The sequence below is a fragment of the Streptomyces sp. NPDC002853 genome (assembly GCF_053591915.1).
The window spans coordinates 1-23861 of record NZ_JBSFUS010000001.1 but is presented as its reverse complement, the minus strand read 5'-3'; the positions used below and the strand labels follow the sequence as shown (position 1 = coordinate 23861).

The 23861-nt window shown below is 71.2% G+C and carries 26 protein-coding genes and 1 riboswitch; of the genes, 12 read left to right on the top strand and 14 right to left on the bottom strand.

Annotated elements, in window-relative coordinates; genetic code table 11:
- Positions 1-23 precede the first annotated feature (23 nt).
- Both ACWD02_RS00130 and ACWD02_RS00125 read right to left on the bottom strand, forming a co-directional pair.
- Complete coding sequence (locus tag ACWD02_RS00130; RefSeq protein WP_351162541.1) at positions 24-80, bottom strand: trp operon leader peptide; 57 nt, start codon at positions 78-80, stop codon at positions 24-26.
- A gap of 10 nt (positions 81-90) precedes the next feature.
- Complete coding sequence (locus tag ACWD02_RS00125; RefSeq protein ID WP_451202728.1) at positions 91-678, bottom strand: TetR/AcrR family transcriptional regulator; 588 nt, start codon at positions 676-678, stop codon at positions 91-93.
- A 51-nt stretch (positions 679-729) separates the two neighbouring features.
- Between ACWD02_RS00125 and ACWD02_RS00120 the strand changes: the two genes are divergently transcribed.
- The 3 genes from ACWD02_RS00120 (at position 730) to ACWD02_RS00110 (ending at position 3475) form a co-directional block, all read left to right on the top strand.
- The gene (locus ACWD02_RS00120) at positions 730-1659 is read left to right on the top strand and encodes an SRPBCC family protein (protein ID WP_451202726.1); all 930 of its coding nucleotides are present in this window, start codon (positions 730-732) and stop codon (positions 1657-1659) included.
- Between the two features lie 35 nt (positions 1660-1694).
- The gene (locus tag ACWD02_RS00115) at positions 1695-3047 is read left to right on the top strand and encodes a class II 3-deoxy-7-phosphoheptulonate synthase (RefSeq protein WP_451202723.1); all 1353 of its coding nucleotides are present in this window, start codon (positions 1695-1697) and stop codon (positions 3045-3047) included.
- A 146-nt stretch (positions 3048-3193) separates the two neighbouring features.
- Positions 3194-3475, top strand: coding sequence for a (2Fe-2S)-binding protein (locus ACWD02_RS00110; protein ID WP_451202720.1), 282 nt, complete (start codon positions 3194-3196; stop codon positions 3473-3475).
- Between the two features lie 19 nt (positions 3476-3494).
- Here ACWD02_RS00110 and bfr read toward each other — a convergent pair whose 3' ends face one another.
- The gene (gene bfr, locus ACWD02_RS00105) at positions 3495-3974 is read right to left on the bottom strand and encodes a bacterioferritin (protein WP_363208257.1); all 480 of its coding nucleotides are present in this window, start codon (positions 3972-3974) and stop codon (positions 3495-3497) included.
- 174 nt (positions 3975-4148) lie between these two features.
- On the opposite strand from bfr, the gene ACWD02_RS00100 reads away from it, so the two are divergent.
- Positions 4149-4781: a sulfite oxidase-like oxidoreductase gene (locus ACWD02_RS00100; protein ID WP_451202717.1), complete on the top strand. Its 633-nt coding sequence runs from the start codon at positions 4149-4151 to the stop codon at positions 4779-4781.
- A gap of 32 nt (positions 4782-4813) precedes the next feature.
- Here the strand turns inward: ACWD02_RS00100 and ACWD02_RS00095 are convergent, their stop codons facing one another.
- The 6 genes from ACWD02_RS00095 to thiO all read right to left on the bottom strand — a co-directional run bounded on the left by ACWD02_RS00095 (position 4814) and on the right by thiO (position 10756).
- Complete coding sequence (locus tag ACWD02_RS00095; RefSeq protein ID WP_451202715.1) at positions 4814-5350, bottom strand: DUF4396 domain-containing protein; 537 nt, start codon at positions 5348-5350, stop codon at positions 4814-4816.
- A gap of 99 nt (positions 5351-5449) precedes the next feature.
- Positions 5450-6349: a deoxyribonuclease IV gene (locus ACWD02_RS00090; RefSeq protein ID WP_451202713.1), complete on the bottom strand. Its 900-nt coding sequence runs from the start codon at positions 6347-6349 to the stop codon at positions 5450-5452.
- A 123-nt stretch (positions 6350-6472) separates the two neighbouring features.
- Positions 6473-8443, bottom strand: coding sequence for a Stk1 family PASTA domain-containing Ser/Thr kinase (pknB, locus tag ACWD02_RS00085; protein WP_451202711.1), 1971 nt, complete (start codon positions 8441-8443; stop codon positions 6473-6475).
- A 91-nt stretch (positions 8444-8534) separates the two neighbouring features.
- On the bottom strand, positions 8535-9329 hold the full coding sequence (locus tag ACWD02_RS00080; RefSeq protein WP_160504559.1) for a thiazole synthase: 795 nt from the start codon (positions 9327-9329) through the stop codon (positions 8535-8537).
- 6 nt (positions 9330-9335) lie between these two features.
- A complete protein-coding gene (thiS, locus tag ACWD02_RS00075; RefSeq protein ID WP_451202709.1) occupies positions 9336-9563 on the bottom strand; it encodes a sulfur carrier protein ThiS in 228 nt (75 codons plus the stop codon).
- Positions 9560-10756 carry a glycine oxidase ThiO gene (gene thiO, locus ACWD02_RS00070; RefSeq protein WP_451202707.1) on the bottom strand — a complete coding sequence of 399 codons (1197 nt, stop codon included), beginning with the start codon at positions 10754-10756 and terminating at the stop codon, positions 9560-9562. Before thiO ends, thiS begins: the two co-directional genes overlap by 4 nt.
- Positions 10754-10866, bottom strand: a riboswitch (TPP riboswitch). (Overlaps the previous gene by 3 nt.)
- Before the next feature lie 183 nt (positions 10867-11049).
- Between thiO and ACWD02_RS00065 the strand changes: the two genes are divergently transcribed.
- The 5 genes from ACWD02_RS00065 (at position 11050) to ACWD02_RS00045 (ending at position 15320) form a co-directional block, all read left to right on the top strand.
- Complete coding sequence (locus ACWD02_RS00065; protein WP_451204299.1) at positions 11050-12216, top strand: NAD(P)/FAD-dependent oxidoreductase; 1167 nt, start codon at positions 11050-11052, stop codon at positions 12214-12216.
- A 65-nt stretch (positions 12217-12281) separates the two neighbouring features.
- Entirely contained in the window at positions 12282-12647 is a 366-nt protein-coding gene (locus tag ACWD02_RS00060) for an Rv2175c family DNA-binding protein (protein ID WP_363208251.1), read from the top strand.
- A gap of 85 nt (positions 12648-12732) precedes the next feature.
- Positions 12733-13383, top strand: a complete 651-nt coding sequence (gene thiE, locus ACWD02_RS00055; RefSeq protein ID WP_451202703.1) for a thiamine phosphate synthase — start codon at positions 12733-12735, stop codon at positions 13381-13383.
- 89 nt (positions 13384-13472) lie between these two features.
- Positions 13473-14393: a methylenetetrahydrofolate reductase [NAD(P)H] gene (gene metF, locus ACWD02_RS00050; protein WP_365822753.1), complete on the top strand. Its 921-nt coding sequence runs from the start codon at positions 13473-13475 to the stop codon at positions 14391-14393.
- A gap of 45 nt (positions 14394-14438) precedes the next feature.
- Positions 14439-15320 (top strand): hypothetical protein, encoded by an 882-nt coding sequence (locus tag ACWD02_RS00045; RefSeq protein WP_451202701.1) that lies wholly within the window; start codon positions 14439-14441, stop codon positions 15318-15320.
- Positions 15321-15342: 22 nt separating this feature from the next.
- Here the strand turns inward: ACWD02_RS00045 and ACWD02_RS00040 are convergent, their stop codons facing one another.
- The 5 genes from ACWD02_RS00040 to ACWD02_RS00020 all read right to left on the bottom strand — a co-directional run bounded on the left by ACWD02_RS00040 (position 15343) and on the right by ACWD02_RS00020 (position 21431).
- On the bottom strand, positions 15343-16869 hold the full coding sequence (locus tag ACWD02_RS00040; RefSeq protein ID WP_451202699.1) for a phytoene desaturase family protein: 1527 nt from the start codon (positions 16867-16869) through the stop codon (positions 15343-15345).
- Between the two features lie 45 nt (positions 16870-16914).
- Entirely contained in the window at positions 16915-17529 is a 615-nt protein-coding gene (locus ACWD02_RS00035; protein WP_451202698.1) for a DUF4126 domain-containing protein, read from the bottom strand.
- Between the two features lie 386 nt (positions 17530-17915).
- The gene (locus ACWD02_RS00030) at positions 17916-18533 is read right to left on the bottom strand and encodes a TetR/AcrR family transcriptional regulator (RefSeq protein WP_451202696.1); all 618 of its coding nucleotides are present in this window, start codon (positions 18531-18533) and stop codon (positions 17916-17918) included.
- Between the two features lie 50 nt (positions 18534-18583).
- Positions 18584-20668 (bottom strand): YhgE/Pip family protein, encoded by a 2085-nt coding sequence (locus ACWD02_RS00025; RefSeq protein ID WP_451202693.1) that lies wholly within the window; start codon positions 20666-20668, stop codon positions 18584-18586.
- A complete protein-coding gene (locus ACWD02_RS00020) occupies positions 20640-21431 on the bottom strand; it encodes an ATP-binding cassette domain-containing protein (RefSeq protein ID WP_451202691.1) in 792 nt (263 codons plus the stop codon). Before ACWD02_RS00020 ends, ACWD02_RS00025 begins: the two co-directional genes overlap by 29 nt.
- A 163-nt stretch (positions 21432-21594) precedes the next feature.
- On the opposite strand from ACWD02_RS00020, the gene ACWD02_RS00015 reads away from it, so the two are divergent.
- From ACWD02_RS00015 to ACWD02_RS00005, 3 genes are all read left to right on the top strand, one after another.
- A complete protein-coding gene (locus ACWD02_RS00015) occupies positions 21595-22131 on the top strand; it encodes an SAV_6107 family HEPN domain-containing protein (RefSeq protein WP_451202688.1) in 537 nt (178 codons plus the stop codon).
- A gap of 128 nt (positions 22132-22259) precedes the next feature.
- Complete coding sequence (locus ACWD02_RS00010; RefSeq protein ID WP_451202685.1) at positions 22260-23036, top strand: methyltransferase; 777 nt, start codon at positions 22260-22262, stop codon at positions 23034-23036.
- Positions 23037-23310: 274 nt separating this feature from the next.
- Positions 23311-23721, top strand: a complete 411-nt coding sequence (locus tag ACWD02_RS00005; protein WP_451202683.1) for a DUF3040 domain-containing protein — start codon at positions 23311-23313, stop codon at positions 23719-23721.
- The last annotated feature ends 140 nt before the right edge of the window (positions 23722-23861 follow it).

Below are 23861 nucleotides of genomic sequence, written 5' to 3'. Positions count from 1 at the left end.
CGCGAGTCTCGAAACGCGCAGAGTCAGTGGGCCGCCGGATGAGCGGGCCACCACCAGTTTCGGGTCGTCTGCGCGTGCATGCCCCGCACCCTAGCGCATCATCAGGACGTCCAGGGCCTCGTCCAGATACGCGCCGAACTCGTCGAGGCCGGGCAGCGCCGACGGCACCGCGTGCCCGAGCTGCGCGTGCCCCAGATAGACCGTGTACGCGAGCAGCCCGCGACGCCGCGCCTCCGGTTCGGGAAAGCCGAGCCCGGCGAAGAGCTCGGCGACGTACGCCACTCTGCGCTCGGTCACGCGGCGCATGACCTCGGCGACCTGGGGGTGCGAGGCGGTCGCGAGGAGGGCGACCTCCAGGGGGTCGGAGGTGGCCGACGCGATGGCCTCGGCGAAGAGCAGGCGGATGCGCCGCCGGGGGTCGGGCTCGGCCTCCACCTCCTGGATCGTCCCCTCGGTGTGGATCTCGGCCCAGCGGTTCAGGGCGGCCTCGATGAGCGCGTCACGGTTGGCGAAGTGCCAGTAGAAGCTGCCCTTCGTGGTGCCGAGCCGGACGGCGAGCGGCTCCACGGCGACGGCCGCGAGACCGCCCTCGCCGATCGCGGTGAGGGCGGCGTCCGCCCAGTCCTGAGCGGACAGCCGGGGCTTCCCCGTGGGCTTCTTCTGCTGCCGTTGCACCATGACCGTACGGTACCGTATGGTCGACCATACGCCAGCGTATGGAGGTTCGTGATGGGCACGGTGCGCAATGAACACGAGCGTGTGATCAAGGCTCCTGCGGAGGAGGTCGGCGCCCTCCTCGACCGGCTCTCCGCCGAGGACGACCCGGTCTTCCCGACGCCGGCCTGGGCGGCGATGCTCTTCGACCGGCCACTGGGCGTGGGAGCGGTCGGCGGCCACGGCCCGGTTCGCTACGGCGTCACCGAGTACGAACCGGGGAGGCGCGTGCGCTTCGCCTTCACCCCGCCGGACAACGGCTTCCACGAGATGTCCGTCGAGCCGCTCGGGGAAGGACGCTGCCGCGTCCGCCACGTCCTGGAGATCCGGCCGCTCGGCAAGGACCGCCTGTTGTGGCCCGTCGTCGTCAGGCCCCTGCACGACACGATCATCGAAGAGGTCTTCGACAACTTCGAGCGGGCGGCGACGGGCCGCTGCGCCCGCCCCGTCCGGTGGTCGCCCAGGGTGCGGCTCTGCAACCGGCTCATGTGGAGCCGCCCGGAGGCGGTCGCGACCCCGGAGGCCGCCCGGCTGATCCGCACGGCCGTGGACCGCCCCGGCTACCAGGACGCCTACCGCATGGAGCTGCTCCCCGGGCAGCCGCGCGACCCGGAGGCCTGGACCGGCATCCTGCGCGACGCCTTCCCCGTCCTCGCCCGCGAAGGCGGCGAACTGCTCCTGGAAGTGGACACCGCGGGCCTGGCCGCCCGCGCCTCGATCCTGGTCGACGACCGGCACGTCACGCTCAGCACCGCCGTCCGGGCCGACACCCCGCGCGCCAAGGTCTACTGGGGCGTGGTCAGGCGCGCGCACCCGTTCATGGCCCGGACCATGCTGCGCCGCACGCACCGCGGGCTCGCCCTGGCGACGCCGAGCGCGGGCGAGCGGGAGCTGGAGCGCCGACGCTCGGGTGTGTCGGGTCCGTCTCACTTGGTGAGCGGGTGAATGGACGGCGGACATCACCCCGTAATGTTGTGGGGGTGACCGTGAACGCTAAGACCACCCCTAACGGTGGCAACACCTGGCGAGACCTTCCCGCGGCGCAGCAGCCTGAGTACCCCGATGCCGAGGCTCTGCGCGATGTGATCGCGGACCTCGAGTCGTATCCGCCGCTCGTCTTCGCGGGCGAGTGCGACCAGCTGCGCGCCCGACTGGCCTCCGTCGCCAAGGGAGAGGCGTTCCTGCTTCAGGGCGGCGACTGCGCCGAGGCCTTCGACGCCGTGTCGGCCGACCACATCCGGAACAAGCTGAAGACGCTGCTCCAGATGGGCGCCGTCCTGACGTACGCGGCCTCCGTGCCCGTCGTGAAGGTCGGCCGCATCGCCGGGCAGTACTCGAAGCCGCGCTCCAAGGGCACCGAGACCCGCGACGGCGTGACCCTGCCGACCTACCGCGGCGACTCGGTCAACGGCTTCGACTTCGACGAGAAGTCCCGCGTCCCGGACCCCGAGCGCCTGAAGCGGATGTACAACGCCTCCGCCTCGACGCTCAACCTGGTGCGCGCCTTCACCACCGGCGGTTACGCCGACCTGCGCCAGGTGCACGCCTGGAACCAGGACTTCGTGAAGTCGTCCCCCTCCGGCCAGCGGTACGAGCAGCTGGCGCGCGAGATCGACAACGCGCTCAACTTCATGCGCGCCTGCGGGACGGACCCGGAGGAGTTCAAGACCGTCGAGTTCTACGCCTCGCACGAGGCGCTCCTCCTCGACTACGAGTCGGCCCTCACCCGCGTGGACTCGCGCACCGGCCGGCTCTACGACACCTCGGGCCACATGGTCTGGATCGGCGAGCGCACCCGTCAACTGGACGGCGCGCACATCGAGTTCGCCTCCAAGGTGCGCAACCCGATCGGCATCAAGCTCGGCCCGACGACGACCCCGGAGGAGGCGCTGCAGTACATCGAGCGCCTCGACCCGGACCGCGAGCCCGGCCGCCTGACCTTCATCGTCCGCATGGGCGCCGACAAGGTCCGGGACAAGCTCCCGGAGCTCGTCGAGAAGGTCACCGCATCCGGCGCGACCGTCGCCTGGGTCACCGACCCGATGCACGGCAACACCTTCGAGGCGGCATCGGGGCACAAGACCCGCCGCTTCGACGACGTGCTGGACGAGGTCAAGGGCTTCTTCGAGGTCCACAAGGGTCTGGGCACGCACCCGGGCGGCATCCACGTCGAGCTCACCGGTGACGACGTCACCGAGTGCGTGGGCGGCGGCGACGAGATCTTCGTCGACGACCTGCACCAGCGCTACGAGACGGCCTGCGACCCGCGCCTGAACCGCAGCCAGTCCCTGGACCTGGCGTTCCTGGTGGCGGAGATGTACCGCGACCAGTAGGTGTTCCCGAGGTATTCCCGCGAGACGCGACGGTGGGGCACGGATCCATGTGATCCGTGCCCCACCGGCGTATCGGGGCTTTTGTGGACCCGGGGACGTGGGTAAGGTTAGGTTAGCCTCACCGATTAATCGGGACGGCGCCGCCGATGAATCCTGATCCTGTCCGGGAGGTGAACCGCGTGTACGTCTGCAACTGCTTCGGGGTCACCGAGGCGCAGGTGAAGCAGCACGCGGCGGACGGTGCCTGCACACCCCGCCAGATAGCGTCCGCCAGCAAGGCGGGCACCGACTGCGGTTCGTGTGTGCGCAGCATCCAGGCGCTCCTGGGCCGGGGCACGTGCCCCCGCAGGGAGCTGGCCGACCAGGGGCAGCCCGTGCTCACCGGCCTGGACGCGGCCATGGACACCAGCCTGGACGAGGCCGCCTAGCCCGCTCGTCAGCCCGCTGTCAGCTCTCCGGCTGCTCGATGAGCTGCGCGATGTAGAGCGGCTCACCGAGCTTCTCGACCAGTTCGAGCTGGGTGTCGAGATAGTCGATGTGGTGCTCCTCGTCCTCCAGGATCGACTCGAAGATGTTCGCGGAAGTGATGTCTCCCTTGCCGCGCATCACCTCGATGCCGCGCTTGAGGCGGTCGATCGCCTCCGCCTCGATCTGCCGGTCGGCCTGGAACATCTCCGTGACGGTCTGGCCCACGCGTACGTGGAAGAGCCGCTGGTAGTTGGGCAGGCCGTCGAGGAAGAGGATCCGGTCGGTCAGGATCTCCGCGTGCTTCATCTCGTCGATCGACTCGGACCGGGTGTACTTCGCGAGCTTGGGCCAGCCGAAGTTCTCCTGCATCTTGGCGTGGAGAAAGTACTGGTTGATCGCCGTGAGCTCGGCGGTCAGCTGCTCGTTGAGAAATTCGATGACCTCGGGGTCGCCCTGCATCGCAGAGGCTCCTTCCACGTGGTAACTGGGCAGGTTCCGCGCATCCTTGCACCGGTACGGGAGACCGTCCAGTAAGTGCATGCTTAGTAGGAGTTGCCCCAATCAGCCTCCGACCGGCGCCTGTCGGCGGCCTCCTGGTCACGTCCACCTACCCGGGTCTGTCAGGATGGACTCATGGGTCAGTCGGCGGATCGCGCATCTCGGGAAGCAGTGGAGCCGGAGCTCCCACCGGGGCAGCGACTGCAGAGGGGCTGGCCGGTCACCCACTACGGACCGGTGCCGAAGTTCCGCCCGGAGCGCTGGGAGTTCAGGGTCTTCGGGGCCACCGCCGACGGGGACAAACACTGCTGGACGCACGAGGAGTTCTCGGCCCTTCCGTACGCCACCGTGGTCGGCGATCTGCACTGCGTCACGAAGTTCAGCATGCTCGGCGCCGAATGGGGCGGGGTGCCCGCGCGCTCACTGCTCGAGATCGCACCGCCGGCTCCGGACGCCACCCATGTGATGGTCTGGGCCGAGTACGGCTTCAGCTCGAATCTGCGGATGGCCGACTTCATGGACGAGCGCACGATTTTCGCCACCCACAAAGGGGGCGAGCTGCTGACCGCGGAGCACGGGTTCCCGCTGCGGCTCGTGGTGCCTCATCTGTACGCCTGGAAGGGACCCAAGTGGGTCCGTGGCGTCGAGTACATGACCGCCGACCGCCGCGGCTTCTGGGAGGAGCGCGGCTATCACAACGTCGGCGACCCCTGGACCGAGCAGCGCTACTCGTACCAGGAAGAGCCCGGGGGCGGCCCCGAGCTCTAGGGCCCCCAGAAGGGCCCTGGTCCTGGCTTCCGTCAGTGGTGGTACTGGTGCACCACTGCGTGGCCCTTGCCGCGGCCGATCATCCACTTGTTGACCGGGACGGTGATCACGAAGGCGGCGGCCAGGGCGATGGCGAGGATGTACCAGAACATCGGGTCCGCCAGATGGGCGTCCATCGCTCCCGGCCAGAGCGCGATCACGCCGTTGTCGATGAGCTCCATCACCGCGATGGACAGGGTGTCCGCGGCGAGTGCGACCCGGAACGCCGTCCTGAAATCGACCCCCGCCTTGAGGATGCCGCGCAGGGTCAGGGCGTAGCCGAAGAAGAAGGCCAGGGTGATCGCGAGGATCATCGTCTGCACGTTCCCCCAGCCCAGCGCGGTGCCGATGACCATGCCGAGGATCTCGCCGATGGCGCACCCGGTGAGGCAGTGGAGGGTGGCCTGCGCCGCCATGCGCCAGCTGACCTTGCCCATGCCGTGCTGCCCCGCGTGCTGGTGCCCGTGGTGCTCCGTGAGCTCGTGCTCGTGATGCGCGGGCTCGGCGTGAGTGTCGTGATCGTGCTGCATGAGAATCCCCCAACGTCGGACAACGGTTCCTGCCGCCTGGCAAGAACCGTATACCCCTAGGGGGTATTCCTCAAGGGATCTCTGAGGTTGCTGGGGTCGCTAGACGCTCCTGAGTTCCTTCAGGCGCGCCACGTCCGCCGCGTGCCCCTCCTTGCCGCCGGGCGTCTCGATGATCAGCGGCACGTTCTCGGTCGCGGCGTGGGTCATCAGCTCGCGGAAGGGCTCCTCGCCGATGTGGCCGGTGCCGATGTTCTCGTGACGGTCCTTGTGGGCGCCGACCACGTCCTTGGAGTCATTGGCGTGTACGAGCTTCAGGCGGCCCTCGCCGACGGTGTCGACCAGAAGGTCCAGGGTTTCCTTCATGCCGCCGGGGCCGGCCAGGTCGTGGCCCGCCGCGAAGATGTGGCAGGTGTCCAGGCAGATGCCCAGCTTCGGGTGGGCGTCCAGCGCGTCGAAGTACGGGCCGAAGTCCCAGGTGCGTGAGCAGAGCGAGAAGCCCTGGCCCGCGGTCGACTCCAGGAGGAGGAACGGGTCGTCGTCGTGCGTCAGCTCGTCAAGGAGCGGCAGCATCCGCTCGCGCACCTGCCGCAGGGCGACGGCGCGATCCCGGCCGCCGGTCGCGGAACCGGTGTGCACGACGACCCCGAGCGCGCCGATCGCGCGGGCCCTGCGCAGCGAGTGGCGCAGGGAATCCACGGACTTCTCCACGGTCGCCTCGGTGTGCGAGCCGAAGTTGATGAGGTAGGGCGCGTGGACGTACGCGGGAATCCCTTCGGCGGCACAGACCGCGCGGAACTCCTCGTCCTGCTTCGGGTTGCCGGGCGGCGTGGCCCAGCCCCGCGGATTGGCCACGAACACCTGGACGGCCTCGGCGCCCAGGTCACGGGCGTACGAGAGACCGACGGAGGCGAGGCCGCCGGCCACCGGGACGTGGCCGCCGACGGGATTGCGGGACGGGGTGCCGCGGGACGGGATGCTGGGGGACTTGTCGCTGCTCACGCGCTCAAGAGTGGCACGCGCGCGTGAGTCTCCCGTCAGCGGATCGGCGGATCGGCGGATCGGCGGATCAGCGGATCAGCGGGTCAGCGGGTCAGCGGATCAAGGGACCAGGGCATCAAGGAGTCAGCGGATCTTGATGGTGATCGTGGAACCCTTGGGGGCCTTGTCGCCGCCGTCCACGGACTGGTCCTCCACCTTGTCCCCGAAGATGCCGAGCAGCCCGCGGTCCTCGTCGACGTCGAAGTCCACGGCTTCCAGCTCCTGCTTGGCCTCGTCCACGCTCATGCCCTCGACATCCGGGACCTCGATCATCTCGGGTCCCTTGGACAGCGTCAGCTTGACCGTGTCGCCCTCGGCGAGCGGCTTCTGGTCCTCCCTGGGGGACTGGTCGAGGACCGTGCCCTTGTCCTCGTCGGAGTGGACCCGCTTCGTGATCTCGACCTTCAGGCCCAGGTCCTCCAGCTCGGAGGTCGCGTCGGCCTGGGAGTCGCCCGTCACGTCGGGGACATCGACCTCGGGTCCCTTGCTGACGATGATCGCGACGGCCGAGCCCGCCTTGCGCTTGGTGCCCGCCTTCGGGTCCGTGCCGATCACGGAGCCCCTGCGGACCTCATCGCTGAAGGCCTTGTTCGTCATCCCGGGAGCGAACCCGGCGTCCTTGAGCTCGTCCTTCGCCTTGGCCAAGGAAGTGCCCTCGAGGCTCGGGACCTTCACGATCTCGGGGCCCATCGAGATGGTCAGCGTCACCCGGTCGTTGTCACGGATGCGCTCGCCCGCCTCGGGATCGGTGGCCATGACCGTGCCGCGCTTGTCGGTGTCGCTGTAGGCGCGCTTGACGTCGTTGACCTCGAGTCCCTCTTCGGCGAGGCGCTTCTTGGCCGCCGACTCGGTCTTCGCCAGGAGCGGCGGGACCTTCGTGAACTGGCCGGAGTTGATGTACCAGACGCCCGCGCCGAGGCCGAGGGCGAGCAGGACGGCGGCGACCACGGTCAGCGTGCGGCGGCGCGGATCGAGGCGCCTGCGGGCGGGCGCGGCCGGTGGAGCGGGCGGCGGCGACGCCAGGATGCTCGTGCGGTTGAGCTGGTCCTGGCGGTCCTGCCGGTCCTGCCCGCTCTGCCGGTCCTGGTCGCCGTCCGTGGGGAGCGGCAGCTGCACGGGCCGGCCCGCGCGCGGAATCACGCTCGTACGGTCGTCGGAGTTGTCGTGCTCCGCCGCGTGGGCCTGCGGCGGCACCGCGTCCAGCTGCTCGACGGAGAGCGCGGCGCGCGCCGTCCTGGCCTGCCCGAGGAGCGCCACCGCGTCGTACGGGCGGACGTCGGGCGTGCGGGCGGTGGCGGAGGCCACGAGCTCGTCGAGCTCGACGGCGAGACCCGGGACGGCCGCCGAAGGGGGCGGTACGTCCTCGTGGAGGTGTTGGTAGAGCACCTGGGCGGGCGACTCACCGGAGTGCGGCTTGGCGCCGGTCAGCATCTCGTAGAGCACGACGCCGCACGCGTACACATCCACCCGGGTGTCCGCGGTGCCGTGCTCTATCTGCTCGGGGGCGAGGTAGGAGACGGTGCCGAGGACCGTGCCGGTCGTGTTCGTGACGGTGTCCACCGCGCGCACGAGCCCGAAGTCGGCGACCTTGACCCGGCCGTCATCCCCTATGAGGACGTTCTCCGGCTTCATGTCGCGGTGCACGAAGCCCGCGCGATGGGCGGCGCCGAGCGCGGCGAGGACCGGCTCCAGGATGTCCAGGGCGGCGCGCGGCTGCAGGGCGCCGCGGTCGCGGAGCACGTCACGCAGGGTGCAGCCGGCGATGTACTCCATCGCGAGATAGACGTACGCGCCGTCGGCGCCCTGGTCGTACACCCCCACCACGTTCGGGTGCGAGAGCCGGGCGATCGACTTCGCCTCGCGGATGAAGCGCTCGACGAACGAGACGTCGGCGGCCAGCGTCGGGTGCATGACCTTGAGCGCGAGCACGCGGTCCAGGCGGGTGTCCACGGCCCGGTAGACCGTGGCCATCCCGCCGACCGCGATCCGCCCGTCCACGCGATAGCGGCCGTCGAGCACTTGCCCGACGAGCGGGTCCTGAAGGGTCGTGTCCACGCAGGGAGTCTACGAGCCACCGCTGACACCGCTGCCCGCCCGGGCGCGCTCGGGCCTCGACTGCAGCCGAGCTGTGACAGGCACGCGACGCTCAGAACGCGGGCCGCTCCGGATCGAGCCGGGCCATGCCCTCCGCGGGCGAGGACGCCTCGGCGAAGTGCCGCCGCGGGATGCGCCCGGCCCGGTACGCCAGCCGCCCCGCCTCGACCCCGTGCCGCATGCCCTCGGCCATCAGGACCGGCTCCTGCGCCCGCGTCACGGCCGAGGCGAGCATCACACCCGCGCAGCCGAGTTCCATGGCGAGCGCCGCGTCGGACGCCGTCCCCGCGCCCGCGTCCAGGATCACCGGCACGCCCGCGCGCTCGACGATCAGCTGGAAGTTGTGCGGGTTGCGGATGCCGAGGCCGGAGCCGATGGGGGAGCCGAGCGGCATGATCGCCGCACAGCCCACGTCCTCCAGTTTCCGGGCGAGCACCGGGTCGTCGTTCGTGTACGGGAGGACGGTGAAGCCGTCGTCGACGAGGGTCTCGGCGGCGTCGATGAGCTCGATCGGGTCGGGCAGCAGGGTGCGCTCGTCCGCGATGACCTCCAGCTTGACGAGGTCGGTGCCGAGGGCCTCCCGCGCGAGGCGGGCGGTCAGGACGGCTTCGCCCGCGGTGAAACAGCCCGCCGTGTTGGGCAGGACGCGGATGCCGAGCCGGTCCAGGACGGAGAGCACCGAGCCCTGCACCCCGGGGTCCAGGCGGCGCATCGCGACCGTCGTCAGCTCCGTGCCGGAGGCGACGAGGGAACGTTCGAGCACGTCCAGGCTCGGCGCACCGCCCGTACCCATGATCAGGCGGGAGGAAAGGGTGAGCCCGCCGATGACGAAGGGGTCGTCTGCCATGTCGGTTCAGCCTCCTTGGACGGCGGTGAGGACCTCGACGCGGTCCCCGTCGGTGAGTTCGGTGGTGGACCACCGCGCGCGCGGGACGACGGTTTCGTTGAGCGCGGCGGCGACCCCGGACGGGGCCGCGGTCAGGGTGGCGACGAGGGCTTCGAGCGTGGTGCCCGCGGCCACGTCGCGTGCTTCTCCGTTCACGGAGACGGCGGTGACGGCTGTGTCGGACGGGAGAGTCATGCGGGCTGCTCCAGGAAGCGCTGCGTGCGGGGGTCGCGGACGAAACGCTGGGGGGTGAATCCCCTTGCCTCGTCGGGCAGTTCACCGGTGGTCAGGCAGTGCGCGAGCACGTCGCCGGTGACGGGCGTCAGGAGGACGCCGTTGCGGTAGTGCCCGGTGGCCAGCTGAAGGCCGGGGAGCGCGGTCGGGCCGAGCAGCGGCGCGTTGTCGGGGGAGCCGGGGCGCAGGCCCGCGCGGGTCTCGGTCAGCGGCAGTTCCGTGATGCCGGGTACGAGCTCGTGGGCGTCCCGAAGCAGCTCGTACACGCCGCCGGCCGTGACCGTCGTGTCCCAGCCGAGTTCCTCGCTGGTCGCGCCGACGACGAGCTCGCCGTTCTCGCGCGGCACCAGGTAGACGTGGCTGCCCCGCACCACGGCGCGCACGGTGCGGCTCAGGAACGGCGCGAGACGCTGCGGCACCGTAAGGCGCAGCACCTGGCCCTTCACGGGGCGCACGGGCGGCAGGACGCCCTCCGGGACCCCGGCGAGGCGCCCGCTGAGGCTGCCCGCGGCGAGCACGGTCTGGTCGGCCTCCAGGGCCGTGCCGTCGGCGAGGACGACTCCGGTGGCCCGGTCGCCCGTCACCGAGAGGCGCTCCGCCCACGCGTGGTGGAAGACCACGCCGGTCCGCTCGCAGGCCACCAGGAGCGCCGCGGCGAGCCTGCGCGGGTCGACCTGGTGGTCGCCGTCGACCCGCAGCCCGCCCCGGACGCCCGGCGCGAGCATCGGTTCGAGGCGGCGGCACTCACGGCCGCTCAGCCACTCCGACGTCAGCCCTGACTGCTGCTGAAGGGTGTGCAGCTCCCGCAGGTGGGCGCGGTCGTCGGAGTCGAGCGCGACGGCGAGCGTGCCGCACGCGCGGTAGCCGAGATCGCGGCCGCTCGCCTCGGCCAGCTCGGCCGCGAACTCGGGATAGCGCCGCGCGGAGGCCAGATTCAGGCCGAGCAGCGTCTGCTCCCCGTAGTGCAGCTCGGTGACGGCGGCCAGCATGCCCGCGGCGACCTGCGCCGCGCCGCCGCCGGGCTCGGGGTCCACTACCGCGGCGGACAGGCCGCGCTGCGCCGCCCGCCAGGCCGTGACCAGGCCGATGATGCCGCCCCCGACGACAAGGACGTCGCTCGTGTCCGTCGTACGGGGTGGTGTTCGTGGATGCATGGGTGTCCAGCCCCTCCCTTCGCCGGCATGACCCGGATCAGGTTCGTACGGTCGGAGGCCGTCCAGCCTCCCTCTCAGCCCGGTGCGTCCGGGCTCCCGCGAGTGCTTTGCACGGCAACCCTAGCCCGTGGTGCCCCGGGCAGGTAGAGCAGCTCTGCGGTCACCAGCAGTGACGGTGTGTCAGAGATCTCGCCGTCGCGCCCTGAGGCGCGCCTCACCCGCCGTCCTACAGTGATCGGGTGAGTGAGCAGCGGAGGCAGGAAGAGCGCCGGGTCGTCGTCGTGGGCGCGGGGATGGCCGGGGTGCAGACCGCCGTGGCCCTGCGCGAGCAGGGGTTCGCCGGTGCGGTCACCCTGATCGGTGCGGAGCCCCACCAGCCGTACGACAGACCGCCGTTGTCCAAGGCCGTGCTGCTCGGCAAGGCGGAGGGCTCCGCCTTCGACGTCGACTTCGAGGCGCTCGGCATCGAGCTGAGCCTGGGCCACGAGGTCACGGGGGTCCGCCCGGCGGACCACGAACTGGACACCGCGTCGGGACCCGTTCCCTACGACGCGCTGGTCATCGCCACCGGCGCCGAACCGATGTTGCTCCCCGGGGTCTCCGGAGTGCCCGGCGTCCACCTGCTGCGCACGCTCGACGACGCCGAGCGGCTGCGGCCCGTGCTCGCCGAGCAGCACCGCATCGTGGTCGTCGGCGCGGGCTGGATCGGCGCCGAGTTCGCGACCGCCGCACGCGAGGCGGGCTGCCAGGTCACCGTCGTCGAGGCCGCGGAGCGACCGCTGGCCGGGGCGCTGCCCGCGGAGGTCGCCGCCCCGATGACGGCCTGGTACGCCGACTCCGGGACCGAACTGCGCACCCACGCGCGCGTGGACCGCGTCGAGCCCGGCAGCGTCCACCTGACCGACGGCACCCGGCTGCCCGCGGACGCGGTCGTCGTCGGCATCGGCGCACGCCCCGCCACGGGCTGGCTCGCGGACTCCGGCATCACCCTGGGCGCACACCGGGAGGTCCTCGCCGACGACCACCTGCGGACGTCGGAACCCGATGTGTACGCGGTCGGCGACTGCTCCTCGTTCCCTTCGGGAAGGTACGGCGAGCGTCTTCTCGTCCACCACTGGGACAACGCACTCCAGGGCCCGCGCACGGTGGCCGCGAACATCATCGGCGAGACCCCTTCGGCGTACGACCCCGTCCCGTACTTCTGGTCGGAGCAGTTCGGCCGCTTCGTCCAGTACGCGGGCCATCACACGGCCGCCGACGAGCTGGTGTGGCGCGGCGATCCGGCGGGGGCGGCCTGGAGCGTGTGCTGGCTGCGGCAGGGGGCTCTGGTGGCCCTCCTCGCGGTGGGCCGCCCCAGGGATCTGGCGCAGGGCCGCAAGCTGATCGAGGCGGGCGCCCGCCTCTCCGCCGAGCTGGCCTCGGACCCCGCGATTCCGCTGAAGAAGGCACTGCTGCCGTAGCGCTGCCGCCGTGACCGGGGGCCTCTGCCCGGCCGCTGTCGGTGCCCGGAGATACGCTTGACCCCGTGACCGAGATTGACGCAAAGACTGATGCTCTCGTCCCCGAGTGGCTCCACCTTCCCGACATCGCAGAAATGCTCGACGTCGAGGTGACGCGTGTGCGCCAGCTGGTCAAGGAGGGCCAGCTGATCGCCGTGCGCCGTGGTGAGAACCGCGCGCTTCAGGTGCCGGCCGCCTTCATCGACGGCGACAAGGTCGTCAAGGGCCTGACCGGCACCCTGACGCTCCTGAAGGACGACGGCTTCTCCGACGAAGAGATGCTGGAGTGGCTCTTCACTCCCGACCCGACCCTGCCCGGGACTCCCGCGCAGGCCCTGAGCGAGAATCGCGGCACGGAGGTGAAGCGCCGCGCCCAGGCGCTCGCCGTCTGACCGAAACGGAAAACCGTTGCGTACGGGCCGCGGATCCCCCGGGACACGCGGCCCGTAGGCCACCGACGACCGGGGGGACCTTTCCATGGCCACCAAGCCTGCCCGCGAGCAGCTCGCCGACGCCCGCCTCTACCTGTGTGTGGACGCCCGCAAGCGCCAGGGAGACCTCCCGGAGTTCCTCGACGCCGTCCTCGCCGGCGGCGTCGACATCGTGCAGCTGCGCGACAAGGGCATGGAGGCGGCCGAGGAACTCGACCACCTCCAGGTCTTCGCCGACGCGGCCCGCAGGCACGGCAAGCTCCTCGCGGTGAACGACCGCGCGGACGTCGCGCACGCCATCGGCGCCGACGTGCTGCACCTGGGCCAGGGCGACCTGCCCGTCCCCGCGGCCCGCGCCGTGCTCGGCCAGGACGTCCTCATCGGCCGCTCCACGCACGCCGACACGGAGGCCGCCGCCGCCGCGACGCAGGACGGCGTGGACTACTTCTGCACGGGGCCCTGCTGGCCGACCCCCACCAAGCCCGGCCGGCACGCCCCCGGACTCGACCTCGTCCGGTACACCGCCTCGCTGGGCACCGGGCGCCCGTGGTTCGCCATCGGCGGCATCGACGCGGGCAACCTCGACGAGGTGCTCGAAGCGGGCGCCCGCCGGGTCGTCGTCGTACGGGCGATCACGGAGGCGGACGATCCGGGCGCCGCGGCTGCCGACTTCGCGAAGCGGCTGCGTACGGCCTGATCGGCGATCTTCGGCCAACCTCCGGCGACGCTGTCCGCAGGGTGGACGGGGATTGGCCGGTAGCGGTGCCCCGTGGCTAACCTGCCCGTATGGCCCTAGGCACTGCTTCCACCAGAACTGATCGCGCACGCACCGTGCGCGACATGCTCGCGACCGGCAAGACGACGTACTCGTTCGAGTTCTCGGCGCCGAAGACCCCGAAGGGCGAGCGGAACCTGTGGAACGCCCTGCGCCGGGTCGAGGCGGTGGCCCCCAGCTTCGTCTCCGTGACTTACGGAGCGGGCGGGTCCACGCGTGCGGGCACGGTCAAGGAGACGCAGCAGATCGTCGCCGACTCGACGCTCACGCCGGTCGCCCACCTCACCGCGGTCGACCACTCCGTGGCCGAGCTGCGCAACATCATCGGGCAGTACGCGGACGCGGGCATCAGGAACATGCTCGCGGTCCGCGGCGACCCGCCCGGCGACCCCCTCGCGGACTGGGTCAAGCACCCCGAGGGCCTGACGTACGCCGCCGAACTGGTCCAACTGATCAAGGAGTCCGGTGACTTCTGCGTGGGCGTCGCGGCCTTCCCCGCGATGCATCCGCGCTCGGAGGAATGGGACACCGACGTCCGGCACTTCGTCGACAAGTGCCGCGCCGGCGCCGACTACGCGATCACACAGATGTTCTTCTACCCGGAGGAGTATCTGCGCCTTCGCGACCGGGTCGAGGCCGCGGGCTGTTCGACGCCGATCATCCCGGAGATCATGCCGGTGACGAACGTGCGCATGCTGGAGCGGCTGCCCCAGCTCAGCAACGCTTCCTTCCCCCCGGCGCTCAAAGAGCGCATCCTCACAGCCAAAGACGATCCGGCGGCTGTACGCTCCATTGGCATCGAGTTCGCGACGGAGTTCTGCGCGCGGCTCCTTGACGAGGGTGTGCCGGGGCTGCACTTCATCACGCTGAACAACTCCACGGCGACGCTGGAAATCTACGAGAATCTGGGTCTGCATCACCCGCAGACCTGACCGGTCGTACCCCTGGGGGCGGCGGCCGCGGGGAGAGGGGCGTACATGGGCTGGACGGTCCTCTACATCGCGTTCGGATGCGTCGCGCTGTGGCTGCTCGGCGAAGTGCTGCTGCAGTACAAGGCGCGGCTGCGCTGGCGGCTGCTCGCCTTCGGCGGCTTCCTCGGCGTGGTCATCGGCGTGCTGCTGCCGTCGGTGATCGTCATCGGTGCGGGCGCGATCGCCTTCGCCACGGGCCAGACGTACGTGACGCTGTCCTTCCGGCGCGGCTTCTCCACCGGTTGGGCGCTCGGCGGCCAGCCCGGTCTGAGCAAGCGCCGCAAGACGACGCCGCGGGGCGCGGAGGCCCACCAGGACCCGACGCTCCAGGTCTCCGACCTGGAGTACGAGGCGGCGGGCCCGGCAGGACCGCCGCCCGAGACCCCTCCCGGCGGCGGGGTCTACGCACCGGAGCCGATGCCCGACGACACCGGGCAGTACGGCGTCTACAGCGACGACGCGTACGCACAGCAGCAGGCCCAGCAGGCCGCCCACCAGGACACCGCCTACGGCTACGACACGTACGCCACCGCGGGCTACGACCCCCAGCAGCCCTACGCGTACGGCGAGACGGGGCAGCAGCAGTACGCCGCGTACTCCGACCCGTACATCGGGACGCAGTCGTACGGCGGCGAGCAGAGCTACGACGCGTACGGCGACCAGCAGCAGTACGCGCCCTATCCCGCCGCCGATCCCTACGACAGCGGGGCCGGCACGTACAACGAGACGCCGCCCGGCGGGGTCTGGGTGCCCCAGCAGCGCAGCGTCGAGGACCCCTACGGGCAGTACGGCGGCGAACTCCCGCCGGAGCAGCCGTACCCCTACCAGGGCGAGCAGGCCCAGGGGAACGGATACGACGCGGGCTACAACGAGCAGTACCGCTACTGAGTCCGCGGGGCCGGGGCCTTGCTCACTGCGAGCCCCGGAACTCCGGTCCCTCGACGATCAGTCCGGCGACCAGCGTGCCGGACATGCCCGCGTGCGGAAGACCGCCGCCGGGATGGGCCCAGCCGCCGGCCGTGAAAAGTCCGGGCAGGCGCGTGCTGTTGGCCGGGTGGAGCAGCCGGCCCTCACCCGCCGCGAGGGACGGGGGCGGGACCGCGCCGCCGTCGGCGCCGGTGGCCTCCGCGATGTCGGCGGGGGTGCGCACCTCGTGCCACAGCAGGCGGTCCCGGAGTCCGGGCAGCACGGCCTCGGCACGGTCGAGCAACCCCTCCACGTCCGCTTCGGTGACCTCCGTGTGCGCGGGCACGGTGGCCGACAGGGTGACCGCTTCGTGCCCGGCGTCGGGCGTGAGCGCCGGGTCGGCCGGGCGCAGCACCGTGAGGGTGGGGGCGGCGGGCAGCCCCGGGCGGTCCCCGAAGAGCCGGTCGAGCTCGTCGCCGCGGTCGGGGGTGTGCAGCACCGTGCGGTGGGGCGTGCCGTCCGGGCGCGCGCCGGTCAGCGCGAGGAAGATCAGCAGGCGGCTGGGAAGACCGGAGCGGGCCTGGATCTCACCCTCCGCGCGTATGTTCACACCGGAACCGCCGGGCATGCCGGATACACCGGACAGCAAGCCGTCCAGTGCGCCGGGCGCGACACCGGCGACCACGAAGTCCGCCTCGTGCGCCGTCCCGTCGGCGAGCTCGACGCCCGCCGCGCGGCCGTCCTTCTCGATGATCCGGGTGACGGGGGAGTCGAACGCGAACTCGACGCGCCGGGCGAGACACCGCTCGTACACGGCCCGGGCGAGCGCGCGCATCCCGCCGCGCACGGACCATGCGCCGAAGGTGTGCTCCAGGTACGGCAGGACGGCCGCGCTCGCCGGGGTCGCACGCGGGTCGAGGCCGCACGCGAGGGCGTACTGCTCGAGGAGCGCCAGGAGGCGTGCGTCGCCGCCCAGTTCGAGCTCGCCGACTTCGGTGAGGGTCGTCGCGCGCCGCTCGCGCCGCAGGAGGCGCTTGTGCGGCACCGAGGGGTAGGGCTCACGCTCGGCGAGAACCTGCCAGTTCGGCCAGAGGGGCTCTTCCAGGAGGGGGCGCCGGGTGCGGTCCCATGCCTCACGGGCGCGGTTCATGTACGCCGCCCAGCGGGCGCCCGCGCCGCTGCCGAGGGCCGCGTCGAGGGCGTCACCGACGCCCGCGCGCGAGGCGTTCGGCAGATCGGCCGTCGTGCCGTCCGCGAAGACGTGCCGCACGGCGGGCTCCACCTGGGACAGCTCGACGCACTTCTCCAGCGGTTCCTTGCCCGTCTTGACGAACAGGTCGCGGTAGACGGCGGGGAGCTGCAGGAGGCCCGGGCCCGTGTCGAAGGCGAAGCCGTCCCGCTCGAAGCTGCCGAGCGCGCCGCCGTACGTCCCCGACCGCTCGTGGACCACCACCCGGTGGCCCGCGACGGCCAGCCGGGCGGCCGCCGTCATCGCGCCCATCCCGGCGCCGATCACCACAATCCGTGCCATGCCAGGGACTTTATCGGCCACCACTGACAGTCACGCCGGGAGCCCTCAGTCCGGCGGCCGGCCTCCGTGCGCCGCCAGCCGTTTCTCCTCGCGCCGCTGCGCCCTGCGCCGCAGGAACCGCCTGATCCGCGAGATCAGGAAGTACAGCAGGATCAGGCCGAGCACCAGCAGGACGGCCGCGATGATCGCCGCCGCCTCCGGATGGAACATCGCGAAGGTGACGATCCCGGCCACCCCGAGATCCTCCGCCGTGCTCACGATGACGTTGCTGAACGGCTCCGGCGAGGTGTTGATCGCCATCCGCGTACCGGCCTTCACGCAATGGCTCGCCAGCGCCGTCGAACCGCCCACCGCGCCCGCGGCCAGGTCCGGGAGCGAACCGCTCTGCCCGGCGAGCAGCGCGCCCACCACGGCGCCGGACACCGGCCGGATCACGGTGTGCGCCGTGTCCCACACCGAGTCGAGGTAGGGGATCTTGTCGGCGACGGCCTCGCAGGCGAAGAGCACCCCGGCGACGATCAGCACATCAGGACGTTGCAGCGACTCCGGGACCTCGTCGGTGATCCCGGTCGCGCCGAAGACACCGAGCAGCAGGACCACGGCGTACGCGTTGATCCCGCTTGCCCAGCCGCTGGTGAAGACCAGGGGGAGTACGGACACGGACGCGATCGTAACCAGTCGGGAACGACCCGGCCTGGGGATGAGTGCCCAGGTCTGAGTATCCGTACCTAGTGATGGAGATGAGTATCAGCGCGGATGGGTCCCGACCTGCGCAGACGGAAGAGTGAGGGACACGGAGAAGGGCGCAGCGTCCGTACCGCCGACACGGGGCGGCGGAACGGCGCGGCGCCCTTGGCCGCTCCTCCCACCCCACCGAAGGTGGGAGTGAGACGCGGGGAGACGGACGGCGGCTCGGGAATGACCACCCGAGGGGCCGAACGGGGGACTGCGGGGGAACACGAGAGCGCCGGCCCGGTGCCGCCTGGAGATCAGGCGGCGCCGGACCGGCGCCTTGTCGTGCGTGCCGTATGTGCCGTGACGGCGGCTCAGCGGCCGCCGCTCACCCGGCCCTGCAGCAGGCGCGAGAGCGCCGAGTGCACGTCGTCGAGGGAGCGCTCCGGCTGGAAGGCCTGCCAGTCCAGGGCCGCCACCAGGACCATCCCGACGAGCGCGGCGGCCGTCAGGGGGATGTCGATCTCCTCGCTGAGCTCGCCGTTGTCGACGCCCGCGCGCAGCACGTCCTCCACGACGGCGACCGCCTGCTGCCTGACCACCATCAGGGTGGACTGCCAGGCACGGTTGGTGCGCCACAGCTCGGCGACGTACAGCTGGGTGAAGGCGGGATAGCGGTCGATGAAGACCAGGCCCGCCCGGATCATCGCGTCCAGCGCGTCGAGCTGGCTGCCGCCGCGCTCCGCCGCCTTTTCGGACGCTTCCTTCAGGGAGGCGGTGAGCAGGCCGACGCCGTGCCGCAGCAGCTCTTCGAAGAGGACCGACTTGCTCGCGAAGTTGTAGTAGACGGTGCCCTTCGCGACCCCGGCCCGCTCGGCGATCTCGTCGACCGTCGTGGCCGAGAAGCCCTGCTCCGCGATGAGGGTGACGGCCGCCTCGTAGAGCTTCTGCCGGGTGGCCTCACGCCGGGTGCTGGTTGCGCTGCTGTCCATGGGCCCGATTCTCACAGGTCTCGGCGCCCGGGCAGGCGCACTTGCGGGTCTCACAGGCTCAGCTCCGGGTGCAGGCGGTCCAGGGTCCACACCTGCTTCTGGCGTGCGGAGAGCGCGGTCAGCGCGAGGGCGCCCGCCGTGAAGGCCGTGAGGACCACGCACGCCTGCCAGACGGGGCCGAGCCCGCCGCCCGTGATGAGCCTCCGCAGGGCGTCGACCACGTAACTCATCGGCAGGAAGGGGTGGATCGCGCCGAAGAAGGACGGGCTCGTCTGGACGGGGTACGTGCCGCCGGCCGAGGTCAGCTGGAGCATCAGGACGGCGAGGACGAGGATGCGCCCGGCCGCCCCGAAGCGTGCGTTCAGCCACTGCACGATCGCCGCGAAGCAGCAGGTCACCAGGCAGAGGAAGCCCACCGTCCCGGCCGCTCGCGTCATCTGCAGGCCGAGGCCCCAGTGCAGGACCGACATCAGGGCCGCCACCTGGAGCACGCCGAGGGCGGCGACCGGCAGCCAGCCCGCGAACGCGATCCGCCAGGAGGAGGCGCCCGCCGCGAGCGCGCGCCGGTTGAGCGGCTGGATCAGCATGTACGCCACCATCGCGCCGACCCACAGGGACAGCGGGATGAAGTACGGGGCGAAGCCCGTGCCGTAGTTGGGCGCCTTGTGCATCGACTGGGAGGCGAGCTGCACCGGGTCGGCCATGACGTCGGTGCGCTGGTCGCGGTCCTTCTTGTCGTAGTCGGGGATCTTCTTGACGCCGTCGTGCAGCCCGCCGGACAGCTTCTCGGAGCCGTCGGCCAGCTTGAACATGCCGCCCTTGAGGTCGGTCGCACCCGTCTTGAGCCTGCCGATGCCGGTGTCGAGGTCGTCGGCGCCGGTCTTGGCGGTGCCGAGGCCCGTGTGCAGCTTCTTGGCGCCCTTGGCGACCTTGCCCGCGCCGGTGTTGAGTTCGTTGATCTGGGTGACGGCCTTGTCCAGGTCCTCGTCGAGGTGCGGTGCGCGGTCGGCGAGCGCCTGGGACTTCTTCTGCAGCGCGGCGAGGTTCTTGTCGATCTTCTTGACGTCGCTGCTCTGGTCCTTGACCACGGTGTTCATGTCGTCCGCGATGGTCGACACGTTCTCCGCTGCCGTCTTGGCCTTCTTGAGCTCAGGGCAGGCGGGGTCGGGGACCGGGAGGTTCTCGCAGCGATCCGTGTAGAGGCCGCCGATGGTCTCGGACCCCTTCTTGGCGCCGTCGGCCGCCACGGGGGCGAGCTTGACCCAGGTGTCCAGGTTGCCGCGCAGGGCCTTGGAGGAGTCGGCGACGAGCTGGGCCGTGTCCCCGATGGTCTTGCCGTTGTCCTTGAGGAACGGCCGCACCTTGTCGGCGGTGCCGTTCACCTTGTCGGCCAGCTTCTGGGTGCCGTCCGAGACCTTCTTCGACCCGGCCTCCAGGTCGCCGGCGCCCTTGTCGAGCTTCTTGATGCCCCCCGCCAGGTCCCCGCTGCCCTTCTTGGCGTCCTTGAGGCCGGTTGCGAGCTTCTTGGAGCCCTTCTTGGCCTCGCCGATGCCGCTGTCGAGCTTGTCGGCGCCCTTGGCGGCCTTCTCGGTCGCCCCGTGGATGTCGGAGAACGAGATGAAGATCTTGTCGAGGAAGGAGCGCGAGGCCTTCGTGGAGGCCGCCGTGCGCACCTCGGAGAAGACCGTCCGGGAGATCTGCCCGACGATGTAGTTGTTGGCGTCGTTCGTGCGCACCTGCAGGGCGCCCGTCTCCGGGGAGTCGCCCGAACTCGACGCGACGCGCTTGCTGAAGTCGGACGGCATGGTCAGCGACAGGTAGTACGTCCCGTCCTCGACACCTTCGCGCGCCTCGGCGGAACTCACCTCGTGCCAGTCGAAGGTCTTGCTGTCCTCGAGGCCGTCGACGATGCCGTCGCCCACCGCGAGCTTCTTGCCCGAGGCCGTGGCACCCTTGTCGTCGTTGACGAGCGCCACGGGTATGCGGTCGAGGCGGCCGTACGGGTCCCAGAACGAGCAGAGGTACAGCGCGCCGTACAGCAGGGGCAGCAGCAGGAGCGCGACGAGCGCGGCACGCGGCAGCTTCCCCCTGCCGAAGCGCCTGAGCTCAAGCGAGGCCAGCTTCGGCGAGCGCATCCGCCGTCTCCTTGTCGTCGTTGTTGTCGTCGGCGTCGTCCTCGGCGTCGTCCTCGGCGCGGCCCGTGGAAACGGCGATCGCGTCGTCGGGGGCTTCGTTGCACACGGCCACGACGGAGGTGCCGCTCTGCGCGATGGACCTCAACAGGTCCCAGGCCTCGCGCCGTTCGGCGTCCGACAGCTTGAGGTCGACGTCGTCGACGCCCAGCAGCCGGGGCCGCCCGATCAGCGCAAGCGCCACGGAGAGCCGCAGGATCTCCAGGCGCTCCAGATCGCGTACGGAGGTCCGCCGCCCCTTGGGCAGCGACTCCATGTCGAGCCCCGCGGCGGACAGCGCCGCGTCGACCCGCAGCCGCGCCTCGGTCTTCCGCTCGGCGCGCGGTCGCAGCAGGCCCCGCAGAGAGCCGCCGAACCGCCGCTGCAGCAGCGCCCGTTCGTGAAGGTGCTCGGCGACGGTCAGCGCCGGATCGAGATCCGTCACGCCGGGCACGGGCCCGAGCGCACTGATCCGGCGGACCGCCGCGAGCTGCTTGGGCAGCCGGAAGCCCCCCACCGAGGCCTCACCCTCGGTGGGGCGCATCCGCCCGGTCAGCGCGAGCAGCAGACAGGTGCGGCCCGACCCCGAAGCCCCCTCGATCGCGATCAGCGACCCGGGTCCGGCCTCGACGCCGACCCCGCGGAACGCCCAGCCCCGCGGTCCCTTGAGCCCGAACTCCCGTGCTGTGACGGCGGCTCCCCGCTCGCCGTCGTTCGGCCCGTCCACAGTTTCCCCTCGCGCCCTCTTTTTTGAACTGACTGGTCAGTGCAAAAACTAACGCGAACCGGCGATCCAGGCAAAAGCGCTGGTCAGGACCGATTGTCAGTGGCGTACTACACGATGTGCACATACGGCCTCATAGCCGTTACGCGACGACAGGAGGTTCGTCATGGCCAGCACTTCCGCAGCAGCCGCACGTCGGCACCGCCCCGTCGGCCCTGCCCCCGTAGCGACCGGCCCCGCGAGCGACGTGCACCCCGTCCTGCGCCGGGCCACGGCCCCGCCCGCCGCACTCGAACTGCTCGCCCAGGCCCGCGCCGGCATCGACGAGGCCGCGCACCTGGAGCCTCCGAACGAGCGCTATGCCACCGCCCACCTCGCGGCCCTGCGCACCGCGGCCGCCGTCCTCGCCGCCCGCGGCCGGCCCGAGGCGACCCCGCGCCGCAGGCAGCGCATCCGCAGCGCCTGGGAAGTGCTCCCCGAGATAGCCCCCGAACTGGCCGAGTGGAGCGCCCTGTTCGCCTCCGGCGCACCACGCAGGGCCCGCGCGGAGGCCGGCATACAGGGCGCGGCCTCCGTCCGGGACGCGGACGATCTGCTGCGTGACGTGGGGATGTTCTTACGCCTCGTCGAGCGGATGCTGGGCCTGCAGCCCGTGCTGCCCCAGCCCAGGCGGGAGCCGCCGGACGCGAGCCGGGACGGGTGACGGGGCAGTCGTCCGAAGGCAATAAGGTGGGAGCGCCCGCACCCTCCTGACTTGCCGCAAGAGCAGGCGGAGGGAACCCCCTAGCTCCGCCGCGGACGTGCGGTGGACGCGCCGAGGAGTCAACTGCCGTGTCGGACCCGATGCGCCCCCGCGCTTCTCTCCGTACCGCCGTGGTCTGGGAGGTCCTCAAGGACGCCCTCGACCGCCGGGTCAAGGCCACGGGCCGGGAGTCACACTCCCTCGACGTGCTCGACACCGGAGGCGGCAGCGGAAACTTCGCCGTGCCCGTCGCCCGCCTCGGCCACCGCGTCACCGTCGTCGACCCCAGCCCGAACGCCCTCTTCGCGCTCGAGCGCCGGGCCGCCGAGGCGGGCGTCGCCGACCGCGTGCGCGGCGTCCAGGGCGACGTGCACGGTCTCTTCGACGTCGTGGAGCGGGCCGGGTTCGACGCCGTCCTGTGCCACGGCGTCCTGGAGTACGTGGACGACCCCGCCGAGGGCGTGCGCAACGCGGTCAGCGCGCTGCGGCCCTCCGGCACCCTCAGCCTGCTCGCCGCCGGTCTCGGCGGAGCCGTGCTCGCCAGGGCGCTCGCCGGGCACTTCACCGAGGCCAGGCAGGCGCTGAGCGACCCGGCGGGCCGCTGGGGCGAGGGTGACCCCGTGCCGCGGCGCTTCACCGCCGACCAGCTCACCGAGCTGGTCGAGGACGCGGGCGTCAGGGTCGACGCCGTGCACGGCGTGCGGGTCTTCGCCGACCTCGTTCCCGGCGTTCTCGTGGACACCGAACCCGGCGCCCTCGAGGCCCTGCTCAAGCTGGAGGCGGCCGCCGCCGAGCTCGCCGCCTTCCACTCCGTGGCCACCCAGTTGCATGTGCTCGGTGAGACCCGGGATGCCGAAGAGGCCTGACGTCCGGCACGGCTGCCCCGCTGATCAGCGGCGCAGCCGCACATGGAGTACGGCACACACCCCCCGAACGGGCTACGGGCGCCGTATGATCGAGGCAGACCGTCCGGCATGCCGGATCGGCCGCTGGGGAATGAACGCTTCAGCGAGCCGGAGCGGCAGGGTGGTCCGGTTTGGCGAAGTTGGCGCAGAGGGGCGGGTTTCACGGGGGCGATTCCCTGCCTATCCTGAAGGGGACCCCCGGTCGCCCCGGCGACTGCACGATGAGGAGGACTCCGTGCCGCTCTCGGAGCACGAGCAGCGCATGCTCGAGCAGATGGAGCGAGCGCTGTACGCCGAAGATCCCAAGTTCGCGACAGCGCTCGAGGGAAGCGGGCTGCGTACGTACACCCGGCGACGGGTCTACCAAGCGGTCGCGGGCTTCCTTGTGGGTATTGCCCTTCTCATGGCGGGAATGGTCGCCCAGCAGATCTGGGTGAGCGTGGTCGGTTTCCTCGTCATGCTGGGTTGTGCGGTGCTCGCCGTCACCGGATGGCGCAAGGCGCCCAAGCCAGGTGAACAGCCGGCCGCCGGTACACCAGCGGCCCCGGGCAGCACCCCGGCCCGTCGGCAGACCAGGCAGCGCCGGTCGATGATGGACCGGATCGAGCAGCGTTGGCAGCGTCGCCGCGACGAACAGGGCCAATAGGCTTCTCGCTTTTCAGCAGCAGATCTTTCAGCAGCACGTAGGGCGCCGGCCGCCCCCCACAAACAAGGGGGCCCCCCGCGCCCGAAGAGGAATAAACACGGACGGGGGGTAGACCCCCGCAGCGTAAAACCCGCGAGGGC